Raw genomic sequence first — 26,426 nt, forward strand, 5'->3', positions numbered from 1 at the left:
CGGACGGAGCAAGCCTTCGTTGGACTCGCCGAACGCATCTCCAAGCCAAGCCTGATGCGTTTGTGTCTCCACATCTGACGGCAGGACCATGCGAAGACTCATGGTGTCGCCCCGATCACGGCGAAAATCGAGCCGCGCACTGCGACCCAATCTTTATGAGGCATGCCGCTGAGCGTGCGTCAGCGTCGAACAGGTGGCTTGCGTTGCATCGGCGCCGAGGCCTTATTCCCCGAATCGCGGCGCTGGCCGGGTGTGAAGCCGCCAGCCGGATCCTGCGCGATCGCCATGCTGCGGTGCAGCTTGCATCGACATTGATCCCATAAATACTATTTATCCTACAAATAGGACAGCGCGACTGCCCGGCCCAGCCGGAGCGGCCGCGCAGGGAGGGACCGAGCGGGGGCGAGGTCCGGTCGATCGTCAATCAACAGCGAAATCGCTGTTCAGCCGGGGCAGGGTAATGCATCAATCAGCACTGACCGTTTCCGTTCGTAACGCACTTCGTGTCCGCAACGCGCTGATGGTCACGATGGCGATGTCCGCCGTCGTCGCCCAGGCCGCGCAAGCGCAACAATCCGCCGACGCGCCGTCCGCCGCGGCGGCCGAGAGCGCCGACAAAGACCCGACCACGCTCGGCGCGGTGGTGGTCAGCGGCACCCGCGCGAGCATCCAGAAATCGCAGGCGCTCAAGCAGGACGCCATCGGCACCGTCGACGCGGTGTCGGCCGAGGACGTGGGCAAGTTTCCCGACCAGAACGTCGCCGACTCGCTGCAGCGCATCGCCGGCGTGTCGGTGGATCGCTCCGGCGGCGAATCGCGCTTCATCACCGTGCGCGGCTTCGGACCGGAATTCAACACCGTGCTGCTCAACGGCCGGACCATGGCGACCGAGAACGCCGGGCGCGAATTCAGCTTCGACGTGCTGCCGTCGGAGCTGATCAGCACCGCCGAGGTATTCAAGACCTCGCAGGCCAATCTCAGCGAAGGCGGCATCGGCGCGACGGTCAACATCAAGACCCGGCGCCCGCTCGACGACAAGGGGTTCCACGTCGCCGGCAGCGTGTCGGGCGTACGCGACAGCCTGTCGGGCGAAACCAAGCCGAAGTTCTCCGGCCTGATCAGCGACACCAACGCCGACGGCACCTTCGGCGCCTTGCTCGGCGTGGTGCGCTACCAGCGCGATCACACCAGCGAGGTGATCGACGACGAAGGCTGGCTGACCGGCAGCAACGGCATCAACGGCGTGAGCGGCTTGAACAACGTCGCCGTGCCGCGCACCCTGCAATACAAGGTCAATCAGGAACAGCGCACCCGCACCGGCGTGAATGCGGCGATCGACTGGTTGCCGAGCGAGAACGTACGGGTGGGCGTGGACGCCATGTACTCCAAGTACGAGATCGACTCGAAGGTCAACGCCTTCGGCCTGTACACCGACCCCGCCGACGTCCAGCAAGTCAGCGTCGATGCCAACGGCACCGCCACCTCGTTCGTCCGCCGCGACACCGGTGGGCTGGCCAACGATCACATCGTCTCGTCCAGCCCACGCAACTCGATCAACCAGCAGCTCGGCGTCAACGTCGCCTGGCAGGTCGGCGAGCAGACCTCGCTGGACTTCGACGGCTCCTATTCCAAGGCCGAGGAGAACAGCGGCGGCAAGGGCTATTTCATGGTGATGGGCGCGCGCAATGTCGGCGTGAACCCGACCTGGAATCTCAATCCCGGCGCGTTTCCGAGCTACTCCAATCTGTTGCCGACCACCGACACCTCGGATCTGCGCGCGCATTTCGTCGACCGCGAAGGCGACAACCGCAGCGACGAGCTGTACGAGGGCAAGGTCAGCCTGACCCGCAACTTCATCGAAGGCACCTTGTCGCAGTTGCAGTTCGGCATCTCCGGTTCCAAGCGGACCAAGGACAGCGTCACCGTGCGCACCTCCGACAGCGATCTGAACTGCGCGTACTGCGGTTATGCGGTGCGGCTGCCGAGCGAACTGGCCAGCGTGTTCAATGCCGGCTCGCTGGTGAACGGCGTCTCCACCGGCGCGCCGACCCAATGGCTGACGTTCGATCCGCAGCGCTACTTCGACTTCCTGTCGAGCCCGGCGGCGTACAACCAGTTCGCGCCCGGCGGCGAGTTCTACGATCCCAACGATCCCGGCCGCGCCCAGCGCATCGCCGATGCCTTGCAGAAATACGGCGGCTTCAGGGCGATGCCGGTGCCGCAAAGCCAATGGCTGGTGGAGGAGAAGTCGTACGCGGCGTTCGCCCAGGCCACGTTCGAGAACACCTTCCACGACATGCCGTGGACGCTCAACCTCGGCGTGCGCTTCGTCAAGACCGATGCGGTATCGCGCGCGGTGTCCTCGCAGGTGGAATCGATCACCGGCACGCCGGGCGATCCGACCAACGCCCAGGTGCATTTCACTCCGCCGATTCCGATCTCGCGCAGCGCCAGCTACAACGACTGGCTGCCGTCGTTGAACTTCCGCATCAATCTGCGCGAGAACCTGGTGCTGCGCGCGTCGGCGTCCGACACCTTGACCCGGCCGACCCTGACCAGCCTGCGCATCAGCGAAGACATCGGCGTGCGTCCGCCGGGCCCGGGTTCGATCAACACCGGCAACATCGATCTCAAGCCGTACAAGGCGCGCAACTACGATCTTGGCGCGGAGTGGTACTTCAACGACACCAGCTACCTCGGACTGGCGGGCTTCTACAAGAAGGTCGAGAACTTCGTCACCAACGTGACCCGGCCGACCACGATCCAGGGCTATCCGTTCATGGAAACCCTGCCGGTCAACGCCAATACCGCCGTGGTCAAGGGCGCGGAGTTGTCGTTCCAGTACACCTTCGACCGCCTGCCGGCGCCGTTCGACGGCCTGGGCGTGCAGGCCAACTACACCTACGTCGACAGCAAGCAGAGCTTCGATCCGGCCATCGCCACCGGTCAGTTCGCGGTGGTGGGTCTGGCCAATTCGGGCAATCTGATCGTGTTCTACGAAAAGGGCCGGGTCGGTTTCCGCGCGGCCTACAACTGGCGCGACGAATACCTCTCGGCGGTGCGCGGATCGCAGGGCGAGCCGACCACGGTCAAGCCGTATGGTCAGATCGATCTGAGCGCCAACTTCAAGCTCAACGACCACGTCTCGCTGTTCGCCGAGGCCAGCAACGTCAACGACGAGACCGAAGCGGCGTATTCGCGCTACGAGAGCCGTCCGCAGTGGGTCGCGGCGAACGGCCGCGCGCTGTCCTTCGGTGTCCGTGGATCATGGTGATGCGCACGCCGATCCGCCGCATCGGTCGCGGCCTGCTCGTGCTGCTGGCGCTGTGCGCTCTGGCGGGCGCGCAGGCGGCGCCCGCGCCGCCTGCGTCCACGCAAGTCGCCGAATGGGAACGTCCGGAGGTCAACGCGATCGATCGCGAACCGATGCGCGCCACCTCGTTCCCGTTCGAATCGGTGCCGCTCGCGCGCGCCGGCAGGATCGCCGATTCGCGTTACTTCCTCGACCTCAACGGCGATTGGCGCTTCGCGTTCGCGCCGAGCGTCGAGCAGCGGCCGCTGGATTTCTATCGCGACAATTTCGACGTATCGGCGTGGAAGACCATCCCGGTGCCGTCGATGTGGCAGGCGCAGGGTTATGGCCAGCCGCTGTACAACAACATCACCTATCCGTTTCCGGCCAATCAGCCCTTCATTCCGCACGCGATCAATTCGGTCGGATCCTACCGGCGCGATTTCACCGTGCCGTCGGGTTGGGACGGGCGCCAGGTGCTGTTGCACATCGGCGCTGCGGGCGCGGCCTATTACGTGTGGGTCAACGGAAAACAGGTCGGTTACAGCGAAGACTCCAAGCTGCCGGCCGAGTTCGATATCACCCGCCATCTGCGCGCTGGCGCCAACAACGTGTCGATCCAGGTGTATCGCTGGGCCGACGGCAGCTATCTGGAGGATCAGGATTTCTGGCGGGTCAGCGGTATCGAGCGCGATGTCTATCTGCTCGCCGCGCCTGGCACCTGGTTGCGTGATTTCTTCGCCCGCACCACCTTGGACAAGAGTTATCGCAACGGCGAATTGAACCTGGACCTTAGCGTCACCGGCGAGGCCGCGGCGGGCCGGATCAAGGCCAGCGTGCTCGATGGCGCCCGCGTTGTGTTGACGCGCGAGGCGGCGGTCGAGCCGTCGTCAAAACCGCGCACGCTGAGCCTGGCGGGCACGATCGAAGGCGTGCGCCCGTGGACCGCGGAAACGCCGAATCTTTACACCCTGCTGCTGGAATTGCGCGATGCCAGTGGCAGCCTGGTGCAGGCCAGCGCGGTCAAGATCGGCTTTCGCACGGTTGAAGTGTCAGGCGGGCTGGTGCGGGTCAACGGCAAGCCGATCAAGATCCGCGGGGTCAATCGGCACGAGCATGACCCGGTCAGCTTCCACGTGATATCGGAAGCCTCGATGCGGCGCGACATCGAGTTGATGAAGCTCAACAACGTCAATGCGGTGCGCACCTCGCACTATCCCAACGCCGAGCTTTGGTACGCGCTGGCCGACGAATACGGCCTGTACGTGATGGACGAGGCCAATATCGAATCGCACGGCTACATGCAGAAGGGCGACGAGGGCATGCGGCCGCGCGACAAGGTCCAGCTGGGCTACGACCCGCGCTGGGAACGCGCGCATCTGGAGCGGGTCCAGCGCATGATGGAGCGCGACAAGAACCATCCTTCGATCATCTTCTGGTCGCTCGGCAACGAAGCGGGCACCGGGCCGAACTTCGCCAACGCGGCGAACTGGCTGCACACGCATGACACGACGCGGTTGGTGAGCTACCTCGGCCACGGCACCATCTACGCCCAGCATCTGCCCGAACCGTACGTGGATTTCTACGCGCCGATGTACGACCCGGCCGCGCGCATCGTCGATTACGCGACCGACCCGGAGTTCGCGGGCAAGCCGCTGATCCTGTGCGAGTACGCGCATGCGATGGGTAACAGCCTGGGCGGCCTCAAGCAGTACTGGGATGCGATCTACGCTCACGACCGGCTGCAGGGCGGCTTCATCTGGGACTGGGTCGACCAGAGCATGCTCAAGCGCACCGACGACGGCCGCGCATACTGGGCGTACGGCGCCGATTACGGCCCCAATCCGTCCGGCGCGGAGGCGATCGAATTCGGCGACGGCCTGCTGCAACCCGATCGCACGCCCAATCCACATCTGCATGAGTTGAGCAAGGTGTACGGACCGATCCAGTTCGAAGCGGTGGACGCCGCGGCCGGCCGCTTCACCGTGCGCAACCGGCATAACTTCATCGATCTGAGCGGCTTCGATTTCGACTGGCAATTGCGCGAGAACGGCCGGATCGTGCGCGAAGGCAAGGGGCCGGCGTTGTCCACGCCCGCCGACGGCAGCCAGACGGTCGACTTCGCTCTGCCGTCGCTGAGCAAGCGGCCCGGCGTCGAATACCTGCTGACATTGCGCGCACGCACCCGCGCCGGCACGGTGCCGCTGGTGCCGGCGGGGCACGTCGTGGCGTGGGAACAGTTCGCCTTGTCGCCGCCGCCGTCGTTGCCGTCCGTCAAGCGTTCGGGTGCCGAGGTCGTGGTCAGCGATACGGCGCAGACCGCGACCTTGCGCGCCGCCGGCGTCGAGCTCAGCATCGATCGCGCCACCGGTCTCATCCAGCGCTACGCCTATAGCGATCAGACATTGTTGCAAGGCGGCGCACCGAACTTCTGGCGCGCGCCAACCGACAACGACATCGGCACCGGGCTCTACGCCAGCCATCAGATCTGGAAGCCACTGTCGGAATCCCGTCGAGTGCGTGCTATCCAGGTGCGACGCGACGATGACGGCAGTGCAAGCGTGCGAGTGGAATTCGATATCGGCGGCGAATCCGCGACACCGGACGTGCAGTACACGGTCGACTACGCGATGGCGCGCGACGGTTCGGTCGACGTCACCGCCGAATTCAAGCCCTTGTATGCCGGCTTGCCCGATCCCTTGCGCCTGGGGCTGATGTTCACCATGCCGAGCCGCATCACGGAGCTGAGCTGGTACGGCCGCGGCCCGCACGAGAGCTATGCCGATCGCTACACCGGCGCCGAGATCGGCGTGTACGCCGGCAAGATCGCCGAACAGAACCACGACTACATTCGCCCGCAGGAAACCGGCAACAAGATCGACGTGCGCTGGCTCGCGCTGACCGCCGACGACGGTGTCGGCATCCGGGTGACCGGGGCCAAGCCGTTGTCGGTCAATGCCTTGGCCTTTCCGTATACCGATCTGGACCGCAAGCCGATCGGGCAGGCGCACAGCAGCGACATCGTCGCGCGCGAGCATGTTTCGCTGATGATCGACGAACGCCAGATCGGTGTCGGCGGCGACGATTCGTGGAGCAAGTTCGGTCAGCCGCATTCGCAGTACCGTATTCCGGTGGCGCCCTCGCGCTACCAGTTCCGCATAACGCCGGCTGTGGCCGGCACCGAGGCGAATCGATGAGCGAGCGTACTCCCACCGCACCCGGGCAACGTCTGGCCGGAAAATCGGTCCTGGTCTCGGGATCGTCCAACGGCATCGGCGCGGCGATCGCCCGCCTGTTCGTCGAGCACGGCGCGCGCGTGGCCGGTTACGACCGCGCGCCGCCGCCGCCGGGGCAGACCTCGGCCTGCGAACTGTTCGTCGCCGGCGACGTCGCCGACGCCGATGCGGTCGCGGCCTTCGTCGATCGCGCCGCTGAAGCGTTCGGCACGATCGATGCCGTCATCAACAACGCCGGCGTGGACGTGTTCAGCGATCCGCTGACCCTGGCGCCGGACGACTGGTGGCGCAACCTGGCGATCAACCTCGGCGGCGCCTGGAATTTCAGCCGCGCCGCGTTGCCGGTCATGCTTGAGCACGGGCGCGGATCGGTGGTCAACATCGCTTCGGTGCATGGCCACAAGATCATCCCCGGTGCGTTCCCGTATCCGGTCGCCAAGCACGCGCTGATCGGGCTGACCAAAGCCTTGGGACTGGAGTACGCGGCGCAGGGCCTGCGTTTCAATTCGATCTCGCCGGGATTGATCCTCACCGATCGCATCGAGCGCTGGTTGTCATCGCAGCCCGATCCCGAGGCCGCGCGCCGCCGCCAGACCGAACTGCTGCCGCCGCGGCGGATCGGCGAACCCGACGAGGTGGCCTACACCGCGTTGTTCCTCGCCAGCGACGAAGCGCGCTTCATCAACGCCACCGACATCGTCATCGATGGCGGGCGCACTCAGCTGTACCACGAATGATCACCTCGCTTATGACCGAACCCTCCATCGACTGGAGCGCCCGGCGCCCCTTGATCGCGATCCTGCGCGGCATCGCGCCGGCCAAGGTCGAGGCGCATGTACATGCGTTGATCGACGCCGGCATCGGCCTGATCGAGATCCCGACCAACTCACCCGAGTGGTTGCGCAGCGTCGAACTCGCGCTCGCCGTCGCCGGCGACCGCGCATTGATCGGCGCGGGCACCGTGTTGAACCTGGCCGACGTGGATGCGTTGGCAGCGACCGGCGCGCGATTGATGGTCACGCCCAACACCGATGTCGCGGTGATCCGCCATGCGGTGCAGCGCGGCCTGACCTGCGCCGTCGGTTTCGCCACGCCCAGCGAAGCTTTCGCCGCGCTGGCGGCGGGCGCGCAGGCGCTCAAACTGTTTCCTGCGAGCCACTTCGGCCCCGCTTACGTACGCGCGATCAAGGCGGTGTTGCCGCCGCAGGTGCCGGTGTTCGCCGTCGGCGGCGTCACGCCGGACAACCTCGCCGGTTTTCTGCAAGCCGGCTGCGTCGGCGCCGGACTGGGCAGCGATCTGTACACCCCCGGTCAATCGCCCGCGGTCACCCGCGAACGCGGCGGTCTTTTTGTCGATGCCTACCAGAGCGCGCGCCCTTGAAAATCACCCGACTCAGCACTTACCGCGTCGCCCCGCGCTGGATGTTCCTCAAGATCGAGACCGACGAAGGCCTCGTCGGCTGGGGCGAGCCGGTGGTGGAAGGCCGCGCGCGCACTGTCGAAGCCGCCGTCGCCGAGCTCGGCGAACTATTGATCGGCAAGGATCCCGCGCGCATCAACGACCATTGGCAAAGCATGTACCGCGGCGGTTTCTATCGCGGCGGCGCGGTGTTCATGAGCGCCATCGCCGGCATCGATCAGGCCTTGTGGGACATCAAGGGCAAGGCGCTGGGCGTGCCGGTGTATCAGCTGCTCGGCGGTCTGGTGCGCGATCGAATGAAGACCTATTGCTGGGTCGGCGGCGATCGACCGGCCGACATCATCGCGCAGATCCACGATCGCGTCGCTTTGGGTTTCGATACGTTCAAGATGAATGCCTGCGAGGAGCTCGGCCTGCTCGACAGCGGCCGCGCGATCGACGCGGCGGTGGCCAAGGTCGCCGAGATCCGCGCCGTGTTCGGCAACAGCATCGAGTTCGGCCTGGACTTCCACGGCCGGGTCGGCTGGCCGATGGCGAAGACCCTGATCCGCGAACTGGAACCCTACCGGCCGTTGTTCATCGAAGAACCGGTGCTGGCCGAACAGGCCGAATACTATCCGCGCCTGGCCGCGCAGACCGCGATTCCGCTCGCCGCCGGCGAGCGCATGTATTCGCGGTTCGAGTTCAAGAACGTCCTGCACGCCGGCGGCCTGGCGATTGTGCAACCCGATCTTTCGCATGCCGGCGGCATCAGCGAATGCATGAAGATCGCGGCGATGGCCGAAGCCTACGATGTCGCGCTGGCGCCGCATTGCCCGCTGGGACCGATCGCGCTGGCCGCGTGCCTGCACGTGGACTTCGCCAGTTGGAACGCGGTGCTGCAGGAGCAGAGCATCGGCATCCATTACAACGCCGACGGCGAACTGCTCGATTACATCGTCAATAAGGACGCCTTCGCGATGGAGCAGGGCTCGGTGCGTCCGTTCGTGTTGCCTGGATTGGGCCTGGAGATCGACGAAGCGCGGGTCATCGAACGCAGCCGCGAGGTGTCGGACTGGCGCAACCCGCTGTGGCGCCATGCCGACGGCAGCGTGGCGGAGTGGTGAGGACGATGGCCGCGCCGATCCACGAGCATAGGCACGAACCCGTGCACGAGACCGTGGCGACCCTGGCCGTCGACAGCCGCTGCCGGCTCGGCGAATGCGTGCTGTGGTGCGAACGCGAGCAGGCGTTGTGGTGGACCGATATCCATGCCGCGCGCTTGTGGCGTTATCGGCCACGACTCGGACAAGTCCGGCAGTGGCGTTTGCCGGATCGACTGGGGTCGTTCGCGCTGTGCGAATCGGGCCGATTGCTGCTCGGATTGGCGAAAGGCCTGTACTTCGCCGACCCGCGCCAAGCCGAACATGCCGAGGATCTGCCGGTGCAGGCGTTGGTACCGGTCGATGCGGACCAGCCGACGCTGCGCATCAACGATGGCCGCGCCGACCGCAACGGCCGTTTCGTGTTCGGTACGCTCAACGAAGATCCGCGGCGTTTGCCGATTGGCAGGTTCCATCAGTATTCGCTGAGCCACGGCCTGCGTACGCTGGATTTGCCCGGCGTGGCGATTCCCAACAGCCTGTGTTTCGACCTGGACGGGCGCGGCCTGCACTACTGCGATTCGCGTAGCGGGCGGATCATGCGCGCGGTCTACGACAGCGAGACGGCGAGGGTGGGCGAGCCGCGGGTGTTCGCGCGAGTGGATGCGCCGGCATCTCCGGATGGCGCGACGGTGGATCGCGACGGTCAGATATGGAGCGCGCATTGGGGCGCCGGGCGCGTGGTGCGTTACGCTCGCGACGGCCATATCGATCGCAGTGTGAAGGTGCCGATCTCGAACGTCAGCTGCCTGAGTTTCGCCGGCCCCGCGCTGGACCGGATCTACATCACGACCGCGCGCGACGAACTCGACGACGCCGAGTTGAGCCTGCAGCCCGAGGCCGGTGGATTGTTCGTCGCTTCGATTCCGGGCGTGCGCGGGTTGGCCGAAGCGAGGTTTGACGACCGATGATCGCGATCGATTGGGGCACCAGCAGCCTGCGTGCGTTCCGGCTCGATCCGCAGGGAAGGGTGATCGACTCGCGCCGCTCCGATCAGGGCGTGCTGGCGTCCGCGGGCCGTTTCGAAGCGGTGCTCGACGAAATCGCGCAAGGTTGGGACGACCGCTTGGTGGCGATGGCCGGCATGGTCGGTAGCCGTCAAGGCTGGCACGAGGTCGCCTATGTGGCGTGTCCGGCGGGGTTGAACGAGATCGCCCAGGGCATGCGCCGGATCGAATCGTCGGTTCCGGGCGATCGCGAAGTGTGGATCGCGCCGGGGCTGAGCGTGGTTCATGCCGATGGCGTCCACGATGTGATGCGCGGCGAGGAGACTCAGATCTGCGGATTGCTCGACCGGCTCGGGCCCGGTTCGCATCTGGCCTGCCTGGCCGGCACTCACTGCAAGCACCTGCGTATAGACGATGGCCGCATCCGCGATTTCTCCACCGCCATGACCGGCGAACTGTTTCAGGTGTTGAGCGAACACAGCATCCTCGGCCGTTTGATGCAGCCCGGGCCGCACGATGCGCAGGGCTTCGCGCGAGGGCTGGATCACGCCACTCTGGATGGCGATCTGATCGAGCATCTGTTCGCGGTGCGCACGCACGGATTGTTCGACGTGCTGCCGGCCTCGGCGCTGCGCTCGTTCCTGTCCGGCCTGCTGATCGGCCATGAGCTTCGCCGGCTGCCGGCGCAGGCACAGACCGTGCATCTGATCGCACCGCCGGCCTTGCTGGAGCCATACACGACCGCGCTGACCCGTCGCGGTCACCGCGTGCAGGTACACGACGAGCAGGTCTCCGCGCGCGGCCTGTACGCGCTCGCGCGACGACTCGGTCTGCCGATGGCGTGACGATTCATCGCGTCGCGGTCGTGGCCGCGCGCGAATCTAGTTTTTCGTGGTTCTGTGGTTTCGCAGTCAATCACCGGCACGCCGCATCGCCGGACCCAGGAAGAGAGGCGAATGATGCTGTCCGTATTGGATGTCGTGATCGTATTGGGCTATCTGGCCGGCATCTTTTTGCTGGCGCAGTGGGTGTCGCGCGAGAAACAGGGGCACCGCAAGAACGCGCAGGACTATTTCCTGGCCAGCAAGTCGCTGCCGTGGTGGGCGATCGGCGCTTCGCTGATCGCGGCCAATATTTCCGCCGAGCAGATCATCGGCATGTCCGGCTCGGGTTATGCGCTGGGCCTGGCGATCGCGTCCTACGAATGGATGGCCGCGCTGACCTTGCTGATCGTCGGCAAGTTCTTCCTGCCTGTGTTTCTGCGCAACAACATCTACACCATGCCTCAGTTCCTGGAGAACCGTTACGGCCGCACGATCCGTATCGTCATGGCGGTGTTCTGGCTGATCCTGTACGTATTCGTCAATCTCACTTCGATCCTGTGGCTGGGTTCGATCGCGGTCAGCCAGGTCACCGGCATGGACCAGATCTATGCCTTGCTGTTGCTCGGCGGCTTCGCCCTGGCGTATCAGGTCTACGGCGGACTCAAGGCGGTGGCGCTGACCGACATCGTGCAGGTGTCGCTGCTGGTGCTCGGCGGTTTGATGATCACCGCGCTGACCTTGAACCGCATCGGCGACGGGCAGGGCGTGATCGCCGGTTTCCGCCACTTGCTGGAGGTCCAGCCCGAGCGCTTCCACATGATCCTGAGCCGCGACAATCCCTACTACAAGGATCTGCCGGGCCTGGGCGTGTTGCTCGGCGGTCTGTGGATCATGAACTTCAGCTACTGGGGCTTCAATCAATACATCATCCAGCGCGGGCTGGCGGCCAAGGATATCGCCGAGGCGCAGAAGGGCGTGCTGTTCGCCGCGTTCCTGAAATTGCTGGTGCCGGTGATCGTGGTGATTCCGGGCATCGCCGCGGTAGTGCTGGCGCCGGGATTGAGCAAGCCCGATCAAGCCTATCCGACCATGATGGGTTTGCTGCCGACCGGCGTGCTGGGCCTGGTGTTCGCGGCCTTGATCGCGGCGATCATGGCGTCGCTGGCGTCCAAGATCAATTCGGTGGCGACCATCTTCACCCTGGATTTCTACGCCAAGCTTCGTCCGGATCAGGACGAGGCGAAACTGGTCCGGGTCGGCCGCATCGCCTCGCTGATCGCGGTGGCGCTGGGCATGCTCGCGGCCAAGCCCTTGCTCGGCAGTTTCGATCAGGCCTTCCAGTACATCCAGGATTTCACCGGTTACTTCACCCCGGGCATCACCGTGATCTTCCTGCTGGGCCTGTTCTGGAAACGCGCCAACGAAGCCGGCGCCCTGGCCGCGGCGATCGGTTCGGTGCTGCTGTCGATCGCGGTGCGGGTGATGTGGCCGGACTATCCGTTCATGAATCGCGTCGGCGTGGTGTTCTTGCTGGCGCTGGTATTGGCGGTGGTGGTTTCGTTGTTGAGCAAGACGCGGACCGGCAGCGATCTGATCCGCACCGACGACGTGAGTTATCGCACCCCGACCAGTTTCAACATTGGCGCGCTCGTCGTGGTGGTGGTGGTGGCCGTGTTGTACGCCGTGTTCTGGTGATGACGGTCGATCTTCCCGGGGGAATTCGCATGCGATCCACACGCTTGAGCAAGCTGTCCACGTTCGCTGTCGTCCTCGTCCTGGCTTCGAGTCAGCTGCCCGCGCGGGCTTCGGACGCAGGCGCGCTCGCGGCCACGCCGCGAGTCGATTTCAACAACTGGAACTTCACGCACCGCCGGGCCGAACTAGGTCTGGACACGTCCAGGCAATTTACGGTGCGCGATCTTTGGAGCCGCCAGCAGCAACCGGGCGACGGCTTGTTGGCGCCGCATGCGATCGCGTTGCATCGAATCAGCGCGCGCTGACCGGCGCGCACGGCGGTGCAGGCGATGATGCTGGCCAGCGCCGGTTTGCGCGCGCGAATCGTCCCCGAGTGGGGCGGCGCTCTGCTCGGCCTGGACGCCGTCATCGACGGCCAACTGGCGCCGCTGATGCGTGCCACGCCGTTCGCACCGTCGCCGGATGGTGTCGTTGCTGATTCCAACCAGTTGGCCTGCTATCCGTTGCTGCCTTGGTCGAACCGCATCTCCGACGATGGCTTCGATTTCGACGGACGCCGCATCGACTTGCCGCGCAACCGCGACGACGAACCCTGGCCGATTCACGGCAGCGGCTGGCAACGCGCCTGGCGCGTCGCCTACGCCGCCGCGGATGAGGCCTTGCTGACGTTGGACGAAACCTCGGCTCACGACTATCGCTATCGCGCGAACCTGCGTTACCGACTACGCGAACGCGCGCTGGAGGTGTCGCTGAGCGTGGTCAACATCGGCCTGGCGAGCTTGCCGTTCGGGCTGGGGCTGCACCCGTTCTTCCCGCGGGATGCCGATACCCGTCTGCGCGCGCCGGCGGATCGGATCTGGCTCAACGATGGCTGTACACCGTTGCCGACCGAGTTGGCGGACATTCCCGAACGCTGGCGATTCGACGATACGCGCGTCCTGCCCGCCGATTGCGTCGATCACGGTTTTGTCGGTTGGTCGGGCCGGGCGAGCATCCGTTGGCCGCGTCGCCGACTGGGACTGGACATCGACAGCGACGTCGACCGTTTCGTGCTGTACACGGCAGTGGGCAAGGACTTCTTCTGCTTCGAACCGGTGGATCATGCGATCGACGCGGTCCATCTGCCCGGCGGCGCGCTCGTCCACGGCATGACCGCATTGGCGCCCGGCGCGCGTCTGCAACGGCGGTTTCGTTTTACCGCGGTTGAGTGCTAGCGCGATTGAAACCCCAACGCCATTCGAACTCACTCTCCCGCAAGGCGGGAAAGGGCAGGGGTGAGGGCCTGAGCGCCAAAGGCGCGAATGCTGTTGCGTATCGAACCGCCCGTCACTTCGCTTCAAACACATACGCGGCGGCTTGAAAATCGCCACGCAAACTCACCGGCACGCCATGCGCCATCCAATACGCGCCGCTGGCTTCAGCTGGTGCTGATTCAGGCCGCTCGCCGCCGCCCACGCGTGCAATGCGATAGCGCCTGGCCGGATCGAGCCCGCGCAAGCGGATCGCCGGGTCCGGCAGCGCCTTGGTCCCGCTGTGCAAGAACGCGAACAACACCGCCTGCTTACGATCAGTCGAAACCGACAGCGTGGCCGAACGACGGCCGCCGTCCCACGGCGACAGCAGTCGGTACAGATCGCCCTGCTGCACGGTGCGGCGGATGCCCTTGTAGGCCTCGACCATGCGCGTGGCCGTGGCGAAATCGGCGTCCTTCCAATGATTGAGGTTGGCGCCGATGCCCAGGCCGCCCTGCATCGACGACAGGAAGCGATAGTCGAGCGAGGTTTCGCGCTTGTTGACCCAGTTCGGCGAGTCGGTCACCCAGGCCATCATCACCGCCGGCGCATAGGCGTGGCTGAAACCGTCCTGCATGCTCAACCGGTCATAGGGATCGGTGTTGTCCGACGGCCACACCTGATCGGTGAAGGCCATGATGCCCATGTCGACGCGACCGCCACCGCCGGAACACGATTCGATCTCCAAATGCGGATGCTTGCGGCGCAGCTCGGCCAGAATCCAGTACAAGTTGCGCACGTACTCGACGTAGAGCTTGGGCTGGTCTTCCGGCGCCAGTTGCGCCCAGCCCGGTTCGGACCAGTTGCGGTTGTAATCCCATTTCAGGAACTGGATGTCATTGCGGGTGACCAGTTCGTCGAGCACCTTGAACAGGTGATCGCGCACATCGCGTCGGGCGAGATTGAGCACCAGCTGATTGCGCGCCGGCGTCTGCGGGCGGCCGGGAAACTGGATGGCCCAATCCGGATGCGCGCGGTACAGATCGCTGTCGGGGTTGACCATTTCCGGCTCGACCCACAGCCCGAATTCCATGCCCAGGCCATGGACTTTGTCGATCAGTGGCTTGAGCCCGTTCGGGAATTTGTTCGGATTGACCGTCCAGTCGCCCAGCCCGGCCTTGTCGCTGTTGCGCGCGCCGAACCAGCCGTCGTCCATGACGAAACGCTCCACGCCGATGCGCGCGGCTTTCTCGGCCAAAGCCATTTGACCGGCTTCGTCGACCGCGAACTCGGTGGCTTCCCAACTGTTGTAGAGCACCGGACGCAGCCGCGGCTTGCCGTTGCCGGGCAGGATGCGTTCGCGCTGGAAACGATGCATCAGGCGCGAGGCGCCGCCCATGCCGTGCTCGGAGTAACCGGCGTAGAACACCGGCGTATCCAGGGTTTCGCCGGGCGCGAGCCGGTAGGCGAAATCGTAAGGGTTGTAGCCGCCGACCACGCGCACCGCGCCGAGCTGGTCCTTGTCGATGCTGATCCGCCACGATCCCGACCACGCCAGCGCGCCGAACCACACCGGTCCGCTTTCTTCAGTGGACACGCTGTCGCGGCCGATCGCGAACCACGGTGTGTTCTGCTGGCCGGTGGAGCCGCGCCGGCTTTCCAGCACGGTCGCGCCCTCGGTGACCGGACGCTGCTGCAAGGTCCATTCGCCGGCCCAGCGGCCAGTGAGGTGATGCAATCGGTAGTCGCTTTCGGGCGCGAGCGTGTAGGACGCCGACGCGGCCTGATCGATGCGCACCGGCTTGTCGCCCTGATTCTCGATCGAGGCCGAACGCCCGACCACGCCGGTGTCCGCGTCGATGCTGTAGCGCAGGCTCACCTGCAGCGGCGCGGCGATGTCCTTCATCTTGACGACGAGGGTGTCGCCGTCGATGCGATGCGATACATAGCGCAGCACCGTGTCGCGATTGCCGTCGGCATACGCGACCTTGAGCGCGACCTCGCTGTAGATGCCGCCGCCCTGGGCCGGAAATTCCTGTGGCGTGACCGAGGCGGACAGATCGAAACTGGCGTGGCCGGGCAGCGCTTTGACCGGACCGAGCGGGTCGCCGGCGGCGAGTCGTCCGCCCCAATGCACGGCCTGCAACTGGCCGGCCTCGTTGATGCCGAAGGCGTAAGTGACCTGGCCGCCGTCCAGACGAAAGACCCGGGTCTGCGCATCGAAACCCACCGACGCCCTCGCCGGATCGGGAAGCAAGCACAACACGATGAACGCCGCGCCGCCCGCGGCGCGAAGCAGAAACGAACTCATGCAGACCCCTCCGTCTGATCATTATCGTATTTATCATACAAATATAGCGATGTCGACCGAACGCTACGATCGCGCTCATGCCGAGCGTGCACCGTGGATCGCGTGAGCGTCGGCGTCGAAACACGGCGAGACGAGTCGGCGAGATGAACCAAAACCTCTGCGCCAGCGCATCTGCCGATGTCGGGCCGCGTGCTATCGTGTCGGCGAACAAGGCCTGGGTGCTTGCCGGAACGGTTCGGCGTCGCGAAGATCGTACCCACCCCCCATCGAGCATTTCGGAAGATGCCTCCTATCGAGTCCGCCGGACGATCGCAGTTGAGCGGCCGCATGACGCTGACGGAACAGCTGCTCGATGCATTGGGCAGGGAAATCGTGCTGGGCCGTTTCGCCGAAAGCGGGTTTCCCACCGAGGCGGAAATTTCCGAGGCCTACTCGACCAGCCGCGGCGTCACCCGCGAAGCGATCAAGATGCTCACCTCCAAGGGCATGCTGTCGGCGCGCCCGCGCAGCGGCATCGTGGTCCAGCCCGAGCGCAGCTGGAGCCTGCTGGATGCCGACGTGCTGCGCTGGATGCTCGAGCGCAAATTCTCGTACAAGTTGCTGCAGTCGTTCACCGAGATGCGGCTGGGCATCGAGCCCACCGCCGCGGCCCTGGCCGCGCGTCGCGCCGACACCAAGGCCATCGAGGGCATCGAGCGCGGCCTGCAGCGGATGATCGCCGCCGAGCGCGGCGAGGATGACCACCTGACCTCCGATGTCGCCTTCCATGTCGCCATCCTCGATGCCACCGGCAACCCGTTCTACGTGCAACTGCACGAACTGGTGAACACCGCGCTGCGCATCTCGATCCAGCTGACCAATCGCATCAAGGGCCACACCGCGAGCATTCCCGCGCACCGGCGCGTGCTCGATGCGATCAAGGCCGGCGATGCGGTGGCCGCGCACGCGACGATGTCGAGCATCATCAACGACGTGCTGGTGCTGATCGCCGATGCACAAGCGCGCGAAGCCGACCAGGGCAAGCCGCGCAAGCGGGTCGCCAAAGCGCCGGTCCGATCCGGCAAGTGAGCTCGCCGCGATGCGCGGCGCGGCGGTAAAGCGCGGGGCCTCATCTGGGTTCGACCGTGCCGTTATCGCGACGAATTCCGGCGAGGCCGGTCGATAGCGGTGACGCGCCGTCAGCCTGGACCCAATCGGCAACAAACCCGCGCTATCGATCGTCCGGCATCAGCCATGTTCCGAGCCTTTTCAAGGCTGGTGGGCAGCGCCGTGCGCAGGTGACAGCGATCACGGTAATCGGCATAGTGACCGCGTGAGCTGGGAGCGCTCGCACGGTAAGCCGGCCGCGTCATGGGCCGGCGCAGACATGGCGTCAGCCGATTACTTTCGACAAGGAAAGCAAAATGAACCGTGCCATCTCCCATAAGCCCACCGCGGCTTTTGTCGGCGCTTCGTGGACCGCGCTCATGCTGGGCGCACTGGCCTATCTGGTCGGCCTGTGGAACACGCAGATGCTGCTCAACGAGAAGGGGTATTACCTGACCTTGCTGCTGTACGGCCTGTTCGCGGCCGTGTCGGTGCAGAAGGCGGTGCGCGACCGGATGGAAGGCATCCCGGTCACCAATATCTACTACGGTCTGGCCTGGACCTCGGTGATGAGCGCACTGGTGCTGCTGTGCATCGGTCTGTGGAACGCCGGCATCAGCCTGAGCGAGAAAGGTTTTTACGGCATGGCCTATGCGTTGAGCCTGTTCGCGGCGATCGCGGTGCAGAAGAACACCCGCGACAGCGGCACGGCCGACGAGTACGAGTAAGTCTCTGCGGCCGGCCTGCGCCGCGATCCGCAGCGGATCGCGGTGTCGCCGCGGCCGGCGCCTGTCAGGCGCGTGCTTGGCAAACCGTCACGCGGCCGCCGCCGGCGCGCCGCGCGATTGCGCGTCCAGTTCCGCCGGCCATTGCGGCCTGGGCGCCAGGCGCAGGGCGAGGTAGCGCATCAGGCCAAGCGGCAGCAACAGCCAGAACATCGGCAGCATCAACGCAAGGCTGGCGATCCATTCGAGCACATGCATCTGTTGGCGATAAGCGGTGCCTTCCGCGCTCGGATCGAGGAAAGGCATGAAGAAGAACAGGCTGCGACGGAAATTCACATCGTCCAGCCGCGGGGCCTGCGGCGGCAGGTTGTCTGGGCCGTGCTCCATGTAGGCGCGGCAGTAATCCCACATGCGCTGCATATCGACTTCGTCGATGCTCTGACCGCCGATTTGGATGCGGTCGACAACGTCCAGCGTGCCCGGCTTGCAGTGGCTCAGAAACAGCGCGTAACGCACGCTGTTTCCGGCCTGACGGGTGATTTCGGCGTGGGTGTCGGCCCAGTCGAAAACCTTGATGCTTCGCGGCCAGCGCGCGAAGGGATTGGCCTTCCAGGCGAATTCGTAAATGTAGATCTTGCCGCGGGCGCGATTGAAGCGCACCGGCGTGTCGGAAGGCACCGTGGTGTCCAGGCGAACGCAAAACACCGCGAGCGCGACCACGCCGAGGGAGGCGATCGACAGCGCGACGTCCCACACGGTCCAGTCGCTCCACGAACCCGGAAACAGGCCGTAGGCAAAAATACACAGCGCGAAGCAGCCGCCGAAAATCCCCAGGCCCCTGATCAGGACCTCGGTGCGCGACAGCTCCAGATAGTTCGCGTCGATATGCCGGAGATTGCCGTTGGCCGAAAGCCCGTTGCGCGGCGGTGCGTCGCCGCGCGGCTGATCTTCGTACCAATATTCCACCGGCGGCAACAGCCGTCCCTGCGTTCGCCCCATGGTCGATCGATCCTTGTCCACACCGCAATGGCGTGCAGTATTCGGCTCGGTCGCGATCGCCGCAAGGCGAATGGAGCGGGGCGGTTACTACTTCTGACAATCCAGCGAGGTGGTCGCGTCCAGACGCGCGAACGGCTGGAACGCGGGCAGGCTGGCGGCGAGGGCCTGTTGCGTGGTGTGCAACTCGGCGACGTGCATGCACATGGCCTGGGCCTTCTTCTCCAACTCCGCGGTTTGCGCGTCGACGTCCTTGCCGACCTGATCGGGATCGCCGCCCTTGAACGCGGCCTCGATCGCGCCGCTGACGGCCTTGCCGGCCAGTTGCGCGCCGGCCTTGCCCATCGCCGCACCTTCCAGGCCGATCGCCGTGGCGTGGGTGTAGTAACTCTTGCTCAGCGCCTGCTGCGGCGCGGTCAGGGCGATCGCGCGACCGTCGATGCTGAGCGCGCCGTCGGCGGCGATCCGCGCCACCGCGTTGCCGTTGCGCAGTTGCACGTGCTGGTCGTCGATCTTGAGAAAGCCCAGCGGCGAGCCTTGCACGTCGGCCGGCGCGGTCGGCGCCGGCGAACAACCGGCGGCGGACGCCACCGCGAGCGCAACGGCGAGCAGGCCCGGCAACAGCGGCGACATCGAAGCGTTCATGGCCTTCATGGCGGAATTCCGAGAGGTGGTGCGGAGGAAGAAAGCGCGCGACACGACACCGCGCGCAAAGTCGATGCTTACGTCTTCACTTGTCCACGTCGACGCGACCGCTCACGCCGTGGTGATCGACCGAGCCGCTGCCGACCTTACGCACGGTCAGATCGCCGCGCACGTCGTCGACGACCAGATCGCCCGAGCCCAGGCGGTCGAGTTCGACCGAGCCGCCGACCTGGCTCAGTTCGACGTCGCCCGAACCGATCGAACCGAGCTTGGCGCCGCCGCCGATGTGCTTGGCCTTGAGATCGCCCGAACCGACCGAGATCACCTGCAGCGAGCCGATGCGTTCGAGATCGACATCGCCCGAACCGATGTCGGCGGTGGTCACGCCGCGCACGTTGCGCGCTTCGACATCGCCCGAACCCAGGTCGATGCTGAGCCCGGCCAAGTTGTCGATCCGGGCGTCGCCGGAACCGAGCTTGAGCTGGACCATCACGTTGTCGGGCAGGCTCGCCTGCAGCTTCATGTAGCGGTAACCGTTGAAGCCGAAGTTGATGCCGTAGCGATGTTCGGCGCGAACCACCAGCTTGTCGCCGACACGCTGCTGGACCAAGGTCATGCCGGCCAGATCGGCGGCGTCCGAGGCGCAGGCGCGGCCAGTGACCGCGGCGCCGGCGCCGGGCGCGCCGGTGACGACCAGATCGTCGGAGCCGATCTCGAACACCACCGCTTTGACCCCGGCCAGATCCACTTGCAGATTGCGCGGCTGCGAATGTTCGCAACGTTCGCCGGCCTGGGCGGCGAGCGGCAGTACCGCCGCCGCGGCGAGCAGCAGGGTGGCCGGCAGAAGAATGGCGTGTCGCATCGTGTGCTCCGAATGAAAGGGTCGAGGTCTTGATGCGCGCGAAGCGGCGATGGTTGCAATCCGCCGCCCGCCGCTCATGCGAGAGCGACGGGCGGGAGACGCTCGATCAGCCTTCGTCGCGCCAGCGGCGCAGGCGGATCGCGCCGTAGACCATCGCCGCGCCGATCGCCGCGCCGACCCACAGGTCGATGGTGGTCAGGGCGTGCAGGTTGGTGGTGAAGTCGATCGATGACTGGGTCAGTGCCTGCGGACCGTCGACAGCGGCGCGCTGGGCGTCGTTGGCGATCTGCGGACTCAGCATCCAGCTGCCGGGAACCACGCTCAACAAGCCGCGGTAACCGATGATGTAGGCCAGACGCAGCGCCGGGAATCCGGTGTCGGGGGTGACGATCGCCAGGAACACGTTGACCAGGCCGATGAACACGCAGGCCAGCAGCGGAATCACCACCGCCCAGATGAACGGCACGCTGCGAGCCCAGGCCGAGCACAGCATCAGCCAGCCGACGGTCGGCAGCGCCCACAGTGCGTACACCGGCAGCGACAGCAGTACCTGTGCGACCACCCGCAAAGGATGCGCCTGCACGAAGATCGCCGAGGCGCCGTCGACACCGTTCGCAACCGCGGTCAACCAGGCCAGGACCCACAACACCAGCCCGACCAGCAGACCGATCGCCGCGGCCAGCGCCGGCGCCAGCACGAGTGCCCATAACAGCTTGGATAGCACCGCTTGGGTGTCGGAGATCGGCAGCGATTTCCAGAACAGGATGCTGCGATCCTTGCGTTCGTCGTAGATCGAGCCCAGGGCATAGAAGAACACCACGAACACGAACACCATGAACACCATGGCCAGGCCGCCGCTGAGGGCGAGATCGCCGATCTGGCCGGCCGATTCGGCCTTGCTGGAGAAGTCCACATTGACGCCGTGCGCTTCGCCCTTGCCGAGGTAGTAGTGGAACGCCGCGGACAGGCCGATCGCGGTGATGAGCGCCAGCACGATCGCGATCGCGCCGGCAATCAGCGGGCCCCATACGAAGCCGCCGCGATGCTCCCAGTATTCGCGCCTGAGCAACATCTTGAAGGTCTGCAGCGGCGTGATCGTGGTCATCGGACGCGCGGCGGGAGGGGCCTGGAGGTCGTCGTGGGTGGCATTCATGCGTAGGTCCCCTTCATGGTGGCGACGAACAGGTCGGCCAGGCCCGGCGTGCGGGTTTCGCCCAGTCCGTTGAGCTGCGCGGCCGGCACGCCGTCGAACAGCATCACGGTCTTGCCGAAGGGCAGGGCGCGTTCGTCGAGTGGGCCGAGGATCTTGGCGTGGTCGGCCTTGTCGCGGTCGACCAGCACTTCGACGAAGCGGTCGCTGAGCTGTTCCATCGGGCAGTCGAGCACGATCTTGCCGTCGCGGATGAACATCACGTCGGTGAGGATGTGTTCGATCTCCTCGACCTGGTGGGTGGTGATGATGATGGTCTTGTTCTCGTCGAAGTAGTCTTCCAGCAGGCGCTGGTAGAACTGCTTGCGGTACAGGATGTCGAGGCCGAGGGTCGGTTCGTCGAGCACCAGCAGGCGCGCGTCGATCGCCATCACCAGCGCCAGGTGCAGTTGCACGATCATGCCCTTGGACATTTCGCGAACCCGCAGGTCCGGCTTGAGCTGGGTGCCGTGCAGGAAGCGCTCGCACTTGGCGCGGTCGAAGCGCGGATGCACGCCGGCGACGAAGTCGATCGCCTCGCGCACCCGCAGCCAGCGCGGCAGTACCGCGACGTCGGCGATGAAGCACACATCGCGCATCAGTTCGTCGCGCTGGGTGCGCGGGTCGCGGCCGAGCACCGACAGTTCGCCGTCGAACGCGATCAGTCCCAGCACCGCCTTGAGCGCGGTGGTCTTGCCGGCGCCGTTGGGGCCGATCAGACCGACGATGCGGCCGGCCGGGATGTCGAAGGTGGTGCCGTCGAGCGCGAGCTTGTTGCGATAGACCTTGCGCAGGCCGCGCGCGGTGATGATGTGGCCCGGATCGATGTGGATGGCATTGGTCATGGTGCGTCCGCCTTGTCGTTGCCGTTGCCGACGCTGCCGCCGAGCAGTTCCTCGGTGCGCAGGCCCAGCCGCGCGATGCGCTCCAGGACCAGCGGCCATTCCTCGTGCAGGAAGCGTTCGCGCTCGTTCATGAGCAATTTTCTGGAAGCTTCTTCGGTCACGTACATGCCCAGTCCTCGGCGTTTTTCGACCAACGCCTCGTCGGCCAACTCCTGGTAGGCGCGCGAGACAGTGATGGGATTGAGTTGATATTCCGCGGCGACCTGCCTCACCGAGGGCAGGGCATCGCCGGGCTTGAGCACGCCGTCGAGCATCATCGCGACGACGCGTTCCTTGAGCTGGCGATAGATCGGAGCGCCGTCGCTCCATTGGATTGCGGTCATGGGTTCAGCCCCGCGACAAGAAGGAGAAATAAGGCATCACGAGATTCCGTCGGTTGCGACGCGCGGCGGTCCCGGCCTTGCGCTTGGTTTCGTTGCTTGCCGACTCCGCGGCAGGAGGGGTTTGGAGGGAGTTGGCCACCGCGCCCAGGTCGGCGACTTCGCTGGCCAGACCGCCGGCGAAGGCGGCTATCCCGACCGCGGTGGTGCTGCTTTCGAGCTGCTGGGCGCGCGCCTCGATCCGGCGGGCGACCTGGGCGACATCGCTGGAGCGCGCCTTGGCGCGTTCGACGAAGGCGCGGTCGAAACCGATCTGGGCCTTGACCACGCCCAGGTCGAGTTCCAGCGGGCGGGTGGCCGGGGCGTCGGCGGCGAGCACGGCCATGCCGGCCGGGGAGCCCAGCGCCGGATTCGGCACCGGCATCATCACCACCAGGCCCAGGACCAGGGCGCCGCCGGCGGCCATCAGAGCGGATATCGAGTTATGGAGCTTGCGGTTCATCTTGAACGTCCTGCTCGTTAGTGGGCCGGTGTTGTATGCAACTATAACACCAGCTCACGGCATGTCAATCGCTCTTGACCCAACTGAAGTCATACTTGGCGCCCGCCGTCCCCATCGCCCCCTGCGAGCCCGCCCCGATGACCTTCCCGCCGCTTTCCCGTCCGCGCCCGGCCCGTATCGCCGGCCTTTCCGTCCTGGCATGTCTGGTCCTGGCCGCCGGCAGCGCCGCCGCGGCCGGTGGCGGCCTGCTCGATCGCAGCTTCCGTCCGCTGGCCGGCAAGGTGCCGGTCGATCTGAACAAGGCCTACGGCGGCGACGTGGTGCTGGTGGTCAACACCGCCAGCAAATGCGGTTTCACCCCGCAGTTCGAGGCTCTCGAAGGCCTGCAGTCCAAGTACAAGGCGAAGGGTTTCGCCGTCCTCGGCTTCCCCTCGGGCGATTTCCGCGCCCAGGAATTCGAGGACGAAAAACAGATCCAGGAGTTCTGCACCCTGACCTACGGGGTCAAGTTCCCGATGTTCGAGAAGGTGCACGTGATCGGCGATCAGGCGACGCCGCTGTACAAGGACCTGGCCAAGGCCGCCGGCGAGGCGCCCAAGTGGAATTTCCACAAGTACCTGATCGGCCGCGACGGCAAGTTGATCGCGAGCTACGGCAGCAAGGTCAGTCCGGACGATCCCGGCATCGTCGCGGCGATCGAGCGCGCGCTCGGCGCACCGCGCGCGAAGGGCGGGGCGGCCTCGGCGTCGACCTCGGCGGCGGCGAAGAAGTCGCCCTGAGCATCGCGGATTACCGCTTGCGCGCCATCGCAAGCGCGCACAGCCGAGCGAATCTGCGCACGCGGTCGGGTTTTCGCCGCGTCCGCGCCATTCGTCGCCAGGAACTTAGCGGCTTGTCCGCCGTCACACTGGAACATTGCCGGCATAGCGCCGGCCCGCGACAATGTCGGGCTGGCGCCCGGTCGCGGCGTATCGATCCATCGCTCCGGGTTCGCCCCTGGAACATTCAGAGATTTGCAACTTAAGGAGCTCTACCCCGATGAAGGCTTTCGTGCGCGGCGCAGCCGTGTTGATCACTACTGCAGCGCTCGTGAGCGGCGCCGCCTCTGCCCAGGACAAGTCCGTGCTCGCCAACGACCGTGAAAAAATCAGCTACGCCATCGGCCTGGACGTGGCCTCCTCGCTCAAGCCGGTCGGCCCGGACCTGGACACCGCCGCGTTCGAACGCGCGGTCAAGAACGTCTTCGACGGCGGCAAGCCGCTGATCACCCAGGACGAAGCGCGCACCGTCGACACCGCCCTGCGCGCGCGCATCGCCGCGCGCGACGGCAAGCCGGCCGCGGGCGCCGCGCCGGGCTCGCAGCCGCCGCCGGTGGCCAAGGACAAGGTCGGCCTGCTGATCGGCACCTTCATGGTCGGCCCGGCCCTGCAGCAGATCAAATCCGAAATCGAAGTGCCGGTGCTGGTGCAGGCCGTGCGTACCTCGCTGAGCGGCGGCAAGCCGCTGCTGGCCGAGGGCGAGGCGCGCACTCTGCTGACCAATTTCAGCGAGCGCATGCAGGCCAAGGCTAAGACCGAAGCGGCCGCCGCCGGCGAAAAGAATCTCAAGGACGGCAAGGCGTTCCTGGAAGAGAACAAGAAGGTCAAGGGCGTGTTCGTGACCGGCTCGGGCCTGCAGTACATGATCCTGCGCCAGGGCTCGGGCGAGCGTCCCAAGCCGACCGACAAGGTCAGCGTGAACTACAAGGGCACCTTGCTCGACGGCAAGACCTTCGACAGCTCCTACGATCGCGGCCAGCCGGCCGAATTCCCGGTCAACGGCGTGATCCAGGGCTGGCAGGAAGGCCTGGCGATGATGCCGGTCGGCAGCAAGTTCAAGTTCTGGATTCCGGCCGAACTGGCCTACGGCCCGAACGGCGCGCCGCCGAGCATCGGTCCGAACGCGACTTTGACCTTCGAAGTCGAGTTGCTCGACATCCTGTAATCCCCCCGCTGCGCGGGTCGCGGCCGGGAGCGGCGGCGGACGCGCGCAGACGCGTAGCGTTCAGTTGCCGGCCGGCAACGTGTGCAGCCGGCGCGGTTTCCCACCTTCCGGATATTCAGTCTTTCAGGAGTGCAGTTTGATGAAGCCTTTCATGCGTAACACCGCCCTCGCGTTCGCGGTCGCCTCGATGGCGCTGTTCGCGTCGGGTTGCGACAAGGCCGGCAAGCCGGCCGGCGACAAGGCGGCCGAAGCCAAGCCCGGCGACAAGTCCGCCGACGGCAAGAGCGAGGTCAAGGTGCTCGGCGGCATGAAGACCGAGAAGGAACAGGACAGCTACCTGATCGGCATGGACATGGGCCGTTCGCTGGAACTGCTCAAGGACGATCTGGACCTGGCCGTGCTGCAGAAAGCCATGCAGGCCAACATCAAGGGCGACAAGGCCCTGTTGACCGACGAGGAAGCCCAGCAGATCCGTCAGCGCCTGCAGGAAAAGGTCCGCACCAAGCAGATGGAAAAGATGGTCGCGCTGGCCAAGACCAACCTGGCCGACGGTGAGAAGTTCCTCGCCACCAACGGCAAGAAGCCGGGCGTGGTGACCACCGCCTCGGGCCTGCAGTACCAGATCCTCACCGAAGGCAAGGGCGTCAAGCCCAAGGTCAGCGACACCGTGCGCGTGCATTACAAGGGCACCTTGCTCGACGGCAAGACCTTCGACAGCTCCTACGATCGCAACGAACCGGCGGTGTTCCCGCTCGGCGCGGTGGTCCCGGGCTGGCAGGAAGGCATCGCGCTGATGCCGGTCGGCAGCAAGTTCAAGCTGTGGATTCCGAGCAAGCTCGGCTACGGCGAGCAGGGCACCCCGGGCGGTCCGATCGGCCCGAACGCGACCTTGGTGTTCGACGTGGAACTGCTCGACATCGTCAAGGGCGACGCCGGCGGTCCGGGCGGTCCTGGTGGTCCGGCCGGCGCGGAATCGGCCGCGATGGGCGACGGCCACAAGCATTGACGCAATGAAGCGCGAATAAGCCAACGGAAAAATGGGAACGGGGAATGGACGGTTCACGCGCTTGCGCGTGGGATCGTTCCATTCCCTGTTCCCTGTTTCATTTCCGCT

The 26,426-nt window shown here is 65.6% G+C and carries 22 protein-coding genes and 1 pseudogene; 15 read left to right on the forward strand and 8 right to left on the reverse strand.

Annotated elements, in window-relative coordinates; translation table 11 throughout:
* Positions 1-535: 535 nt before the first annotated feature.
* The 10 genes from ASD86_RS18375 (at position 536) to ASD86_RS18420 (ending at position 13,770) form a co-directional block, all read left to right on the forward strand.
* Positions 536-3,274, forward strand: coding sequence for a TonB-dependent receptor (locus tag ASD86_RS18375; RefSeq protein WP_162253694.1), 2,739 nt, complete (start codon positions 536-538; stop codon positions 3,272-3,274).
* On the forward strand, positions 3,274-6,489 hold the full coding sequence (locus ASD86_RS18380; protein WP_056115135.1) for a glycoside hydrolase family 2 TIM barrel-domain containing protein: 3,216 nt from the start codon (positions 3,274-3,276) through the stop codon (positions 6,487-6,489). Before ASD86_RS18375 ends, ASD86_RS18380 begins: the two co-directional genes overlap by 1 nt.
* Positions 6,486-7,265, forward strand: coding sequence for an SDR family oxidoreductase (locus ASD86_RS18385; RefSeq protein ID WP_056113912.1), 780 nt, complete (start codon positions 6,486-6,488; stop codon positions 7,263-7,265). The genes ASD86_RS18380 and ASD86_RS18385 overlap by 4 nt, the downstream gene beginning before the upstream one ends.
* Before the next feature lie 11 nt (positions 7,266-7,276).
* The gene (locus tag ASD86_RS18390) at positions 7,277-7,909 is read left to right on the forward strand and encodes a 2-dehydro-3-deoxy-6-phosphogalactonate aldolase (protein WP_056115138.1); all 633 of its coding nucleotides are present in this window, start codon (positions 7,277-7,279) and stop codon (positions 7,907-7,909) included.
* Positions 7,906-9,054: a galactonate dehydratase gene (gene dgoD, locus ASD86_RS18395; RefSeq protein ID WP_056113915.1), complete on the forward strand. Its 1,149-nt coding sequence runs from the start codon at positions 7,906-7,908 to the stop codon at positions 9,052-9,054. The genes ASD86_RS18390 and dgoD overlap by 4 nt, the downstream gene beginning before the upstream one ends.
* Positions 9,055-9,095: 41 nt before the next feature.
* The gene (locus ASD86_RS18400; protein WP_235567811.1) at positions 9,096-10,001 is read left to right on the forward strand and encodes an SMP-30/gluconolactonase/LRE family protein; all 906 of its coding nucleotides are present in this window, start codon (positions 9,096-9,098) and stop codon (positions 9,999-10,001) included.
* On the forward strand, positions 9,998-10,882 hold the full coding sequence (locus ASD86_RS18405; protein WP_056113922.1) for a 2-dehydro-3-deoxygalactonokinase: 885 nt from the start codon (positions 9,998-10,000) through the stop codon (positions 10,880-10,882). The genes ASD86_RS18400 and ASD86_RS18405 overlap by 4 nt, the downstream gene beginning before the upstream one ends.
* 111 nt (positions 10,883-10,993) lie before the next feature.
* Complete coding sequence (locus ASD86_RS18410) at positions 10,994-12,556, forward strand: sodium/solute symporter (RefSeq protein ID WP_056113925.1); 1,563 nt, start codon at positions 10,994-10,996, stop codon at positions 12,554-12,556.
* 44 nt (positions 12,557-12,600) lie between these two features.
* Positions 12,601-12,861, forward strand: coding sequence for a hypothetical protein (locus tag ASD86_RS18415; RefSeq protein WP_056113928.1), 261 nt, complete (start codon positions 12,601-12,603; stop codon positions 12,859-12,861).
* Between the two features lie 24 nt (positions 12,862-12,885).
* Positions 12,886-13,770, forward strand: coding sequence for an aldose 1-epimerase (locus ASD86_RS18420; RefSeq protein WP_157476830.1), 885 nt, complete (start codon positions 12,886-12,888; stop codon positions 13,768-13,770).
* A gap of 112 nt (positions 13,771-13,882) precedes the next feature.
* On the opposite strand, the gene ASD86_RS18425 is transcribed toward ASD86_RS18420, so the two are convergent.
* A complete protein-coding gene (locus tag ASD86_RS18425) occupies positions 13,883-16,099 on the reverse strand; it encodes an alpha-galactosidase (RefSeq protein WP_082578486.1) in 2,217 nt (738 codons plus the stop codon).
* 327 nt (positions 16,100-16,426) lie between these two features.
* Between ASD86_RS18425 and ASD86_RS18430 the strand changes: the two genes are divergently transcribed.
* Both ASD86_RS18430 and yiaA read left to right on the forward strand, forming a co-directional pair.
* A complete protein-coding gene (locus ASD86_RS18430) occupies positions 16,427-17,167 on the forward strand; it encodes a FadR/GntR family transcriptional regulator (RefSeq protein ID WP_235567813.1) in 741 nt (246 codons plus the stop codon).
* A gap of 335 nt (positions 17,168-17,502) precedes the next feature.
* Positions 17,503-17,976 (forward strand): annotated as a pseudogene (yiaA, locus tag ASD86_RS18435) (inner membrane protein YiaA); the annotation flags it as partial.
* A gap of 24 nt (positions 17,977-18,000) precedes the next feature.
* On the opposite strand, the gene ASD86_RS18440 reads toward yiaA, so the two are convergent.
* The 7 genes from ASD86_RS18440 to ASD86_RS18470 form a co-directional block, all read right to left on the reverse strand.
* Entirely contained in the window at positions 18,001-18,909 is a 909-nt protein-coding gene (locus tag ASD86_RS18440; protein ID WP_157476832.1) for a DUF6708 domain-containing protein, read from the reverse strand.
* A gap of 87 nt (positions 18,910-18,996) precedes the next feature.
* Positions 18,997-19,560 (reverse strand): hypothetical protein, encoded by a 564-nt coding sequence (locus tag ASD86_RS18445; protein WP_056113941.1) that lies wholly within the window; start codon positions 19,558-19,560, stop codon positions 18,997-18,999.
* A gap of 76 nt (positions 19,561-19,636) precedes the next feature.
* Complete coding sequence (locus ASD86_RS18450; protein ID WP_056113943.1) at positions 19,637-20,413, reverse strand: DUF4097 family beta strand repeat-containing protein; 777 nt, start codon at positions 20,411-20,413, stop codon at positions 19,637-19,639.
* 106 nt (positions 20,414-20,519) lie between these two features.
* The gene (locus ASD86_RS18455; protein ID WP_056113946.1) at positions 20,520-21,566 is read right to left on the reverse strand and encodes a hypothetical protein; all 1,047 of its coding nucleotides are present in this window, start codon (positions 21,564-21,566) and stop codon (positions 20,520-20,522) included.
* The gene (locus ASD86_RS18460) at positions 21,563-22,447 is read right to left on the reverse strand and encodes an ABC transporter ATP-binding protein (RefSeq protein ID WP_056113949.1); all 885 of its coding nucleotides are present in this window, start codon (positions 22,445-22,447) and stop codon (positions 21,563-21,565) included. Before ASD86_RS18460 ends, ASD86_RS18455 begins: the two co-directional genes overlap by 4 nt.
* On the reverse strand, positions 22,444-22,830 hold the full coding sequence (locus ASD86_RS18465; protein WP_056113951.1) for a GntR family transcriptional regulator: 387 nt from the start codon (positions 22,828-22,830) through the stop codon (positions 22,444-22,446). The genes ASD86_RS18460 and ASD86_RS18465 overlap by 4 nt, the downstream gene beginning before the upstream one ends.
* 4 nt (positions 22,831-22,834) lie before the next feature.
* Positions 22,835-23,329: a hypothetical protein gene (locus ASD86_RS18470; protein ID WP_056113954.1), complete on the reverse strand. Its 495-nt coding sequence runs from the start codon at positions 23,327-23,329 to the stop codon at positions 22,835-22,837.
* A 137-nt stretch (positions 23,330-23,466) separates the two neighbouring features.
* Here ASD86_RS18470 and ASD86_RS18475 point away from each other — a divergent pair, with 137 nt between their 5' ends.
* The 3 genes from ASD86_RS18475 (at position 23,467) to ASD86_RS18485 (ending at position 26,318) form a co-directional block, all read left to right on the forward strand.
* A complete protein-coding gene (locus tag ASD86_RS18475) occupies positions 23,467-24,108 on the forward strand; it encodes a cobalamin ABC transporter permease (protein ID WP_056113958.1) in 642 nt (213 codons plus the stop codon).
* A gap of 259 nt (positions 24,109-24,367) precedes the next feature.
* Positions 24,368-25,312 (forward strand): FKBP-type peptidyl-prolyl cis-trans isomerase, encoded by a 945-nt coding sequence (locus ASD86_RS18480; protein ID WP_056113961.1) that lies wholly within the window; start codon positions 24,368-24,370, stop codon positions 25,310-25,312.
* Positions 25,313-25,463: 151 nt separating this feature from the next.
* Positions 25,464-26,318 (forward strand): FKBP-type peptidyl-prolyl cis-trans isomerase, encoded by an 855-nt coding sequence (locus ASD86_RS18485; RefSeq protein WP_200957264.1) that lies wholly within the window; start codon positions 25,464-25,466, stop codon positions 26,316-26,318.
* Positions 26,319-26,426: the final 108 nt, after the last annotated feature.

It is taken from the genome of Lysobacter sp. Root690, assembly GCF_001427785.1.
In the GTDB taxonomy this organism is placed as follows: Bacteria; Pseudomonadota; Gammaproteobacteria; order Xanthomonadales; family Xanthomonadaceae; genus Lysobacter.

Bases quoted from the DNA above. Each gene is read 5' to 3' on its own strand.
- ASD86_RS18455 (WP_056113946.1), bottom strand. From the start codon at position 21,566: ATGAATGCCACCCACGACGACCTCCAGGCCCCTCCCGCCGCGCGTCCG.
- ASD86_RS18475 (WP_056113958.1), top strand. From the start codon at position 23,467: ATGACCTTCCCGCCGCTTTCCCGTCCGCGCCCGGCCCGTATCGCCGGC.
- ASD86_RS18460 (WP_056113949.1), bottom strand. From the start codon at position 22,447: ATGACCAATGCCATCCACATCGATCCGGGCCACATCATCACCGCGCGC.
- ASD86_RS18425 (WP_082578486.1), bottom strand. From the start codon at position 16,099: ATGAGTTCGTTTCTGCTTCGCGCCGCGGGCGGCGCGGCGTTCATCGTG.
- ASD86_RS18450 (WP_056113943.1), bottom strand. From the start codon at position 20,413: ATGCGACACGCCATTCTTCTGCCGGCCACCCTGCTGCTCGCCGCGGCG.
- ASD86_RS18445 (WP_056113941.1), bottom strand. From the start codon at position 19,560: ATGAAGGCCATGAACGCTTCGATGTCGCCGCTGTTGCCGGGCCTGCTC.
- ASD86_RS18380 (WP_056115135.1), top strand. From the start codon at position 3,274: ATGCGCACGCCGATCCGCCGCATCGGTCGCGGCCTGCTCGTGCTGCTG.
- ASD86_RS18410 (WP_056113925.1), top strand. From the start codon at position 10,994: ATGATGCTGTCCGTATTGGATGTCGTGATCGTATTGGGCTATCTGGCC.
- ASD86_RS18440 (WP_157476832.1), bottom strand. From the start codon at position 18,909: ATGGGGCGAACGCAGGGACGGCTGTTGCCGCCGGTGGAATATTGGTAC.
- ASD86_RS18420 (WP_157476830.1), top strand. From the start codon at position 12,886: ATGATGCTGGCCAGCGCCGGTTTGCGCGCGCGAATCGTCCCCGAGTGG.
- ASD86_RS18405 (WP_056113922.1), top strand. From the start codon at position 9,998: ATGATCGCGATCGATTGGGGCACCAGCAGCCTGCGTGCGTTCCGGCTC.
- ASD86_RS18480 (WP_056113961.1), top strand. From the start codon at position 24,368: ATGAAGGCTTTCGTGCGCGGCGCAGCCGTGTTGATCACTACTGCAGCG.
- ASD86_RS18430 (WP_235567813.1), top strand. From the start codon at position 16,427: ATGACGCTGACGGAACAGCTGCTCGATGCATTGGGCAGGGAAATCGTG.
- ASD86_RS18390 (WP_056115138.1), top strand. From the start codon at position 7,277: ATGACCGAACCCTCCATCGACTGGAGCGCCCGGCGCCCCTTGATCGCG.
- ASD86_RS18385 (WP_056113912.1), top strand. From the start codon at position 6,486: ATGAGCGAGCGTACTCCCACCGCACCCGGGCAACGTCTGGCCGGAAAA.
- ASD86_RS18485 (WP_200957264.1), top strand. From the start codon at position 25,464: ATGCGTAACACCGCCCTCGCGTTCGCGGTCGCCTCGATGGCGCTGTTC.
- ASD86_RS18470 (WP_056113954.1), bottom strand. From the start codon at position 23,329: ATGAACCGCAAGCTCCATAACTCGATATCCGCTCTGATGGCCGCCGGC.
- ASD86_RS18465 (WP_056113951.1), bottom strand. From the start codon at position 22,830: ATGACCGCAATCCAATGGAGCGACGGCGCTCCGATCTATCGCCAGCTC.
- ASD86_RS18375 (WP_162253694.1), top strand. From the start codon at position 536: ATGTCCGCCGTCGTCGCCCAGGCCGCGCAAGCGCAACAATCCGCCGAC.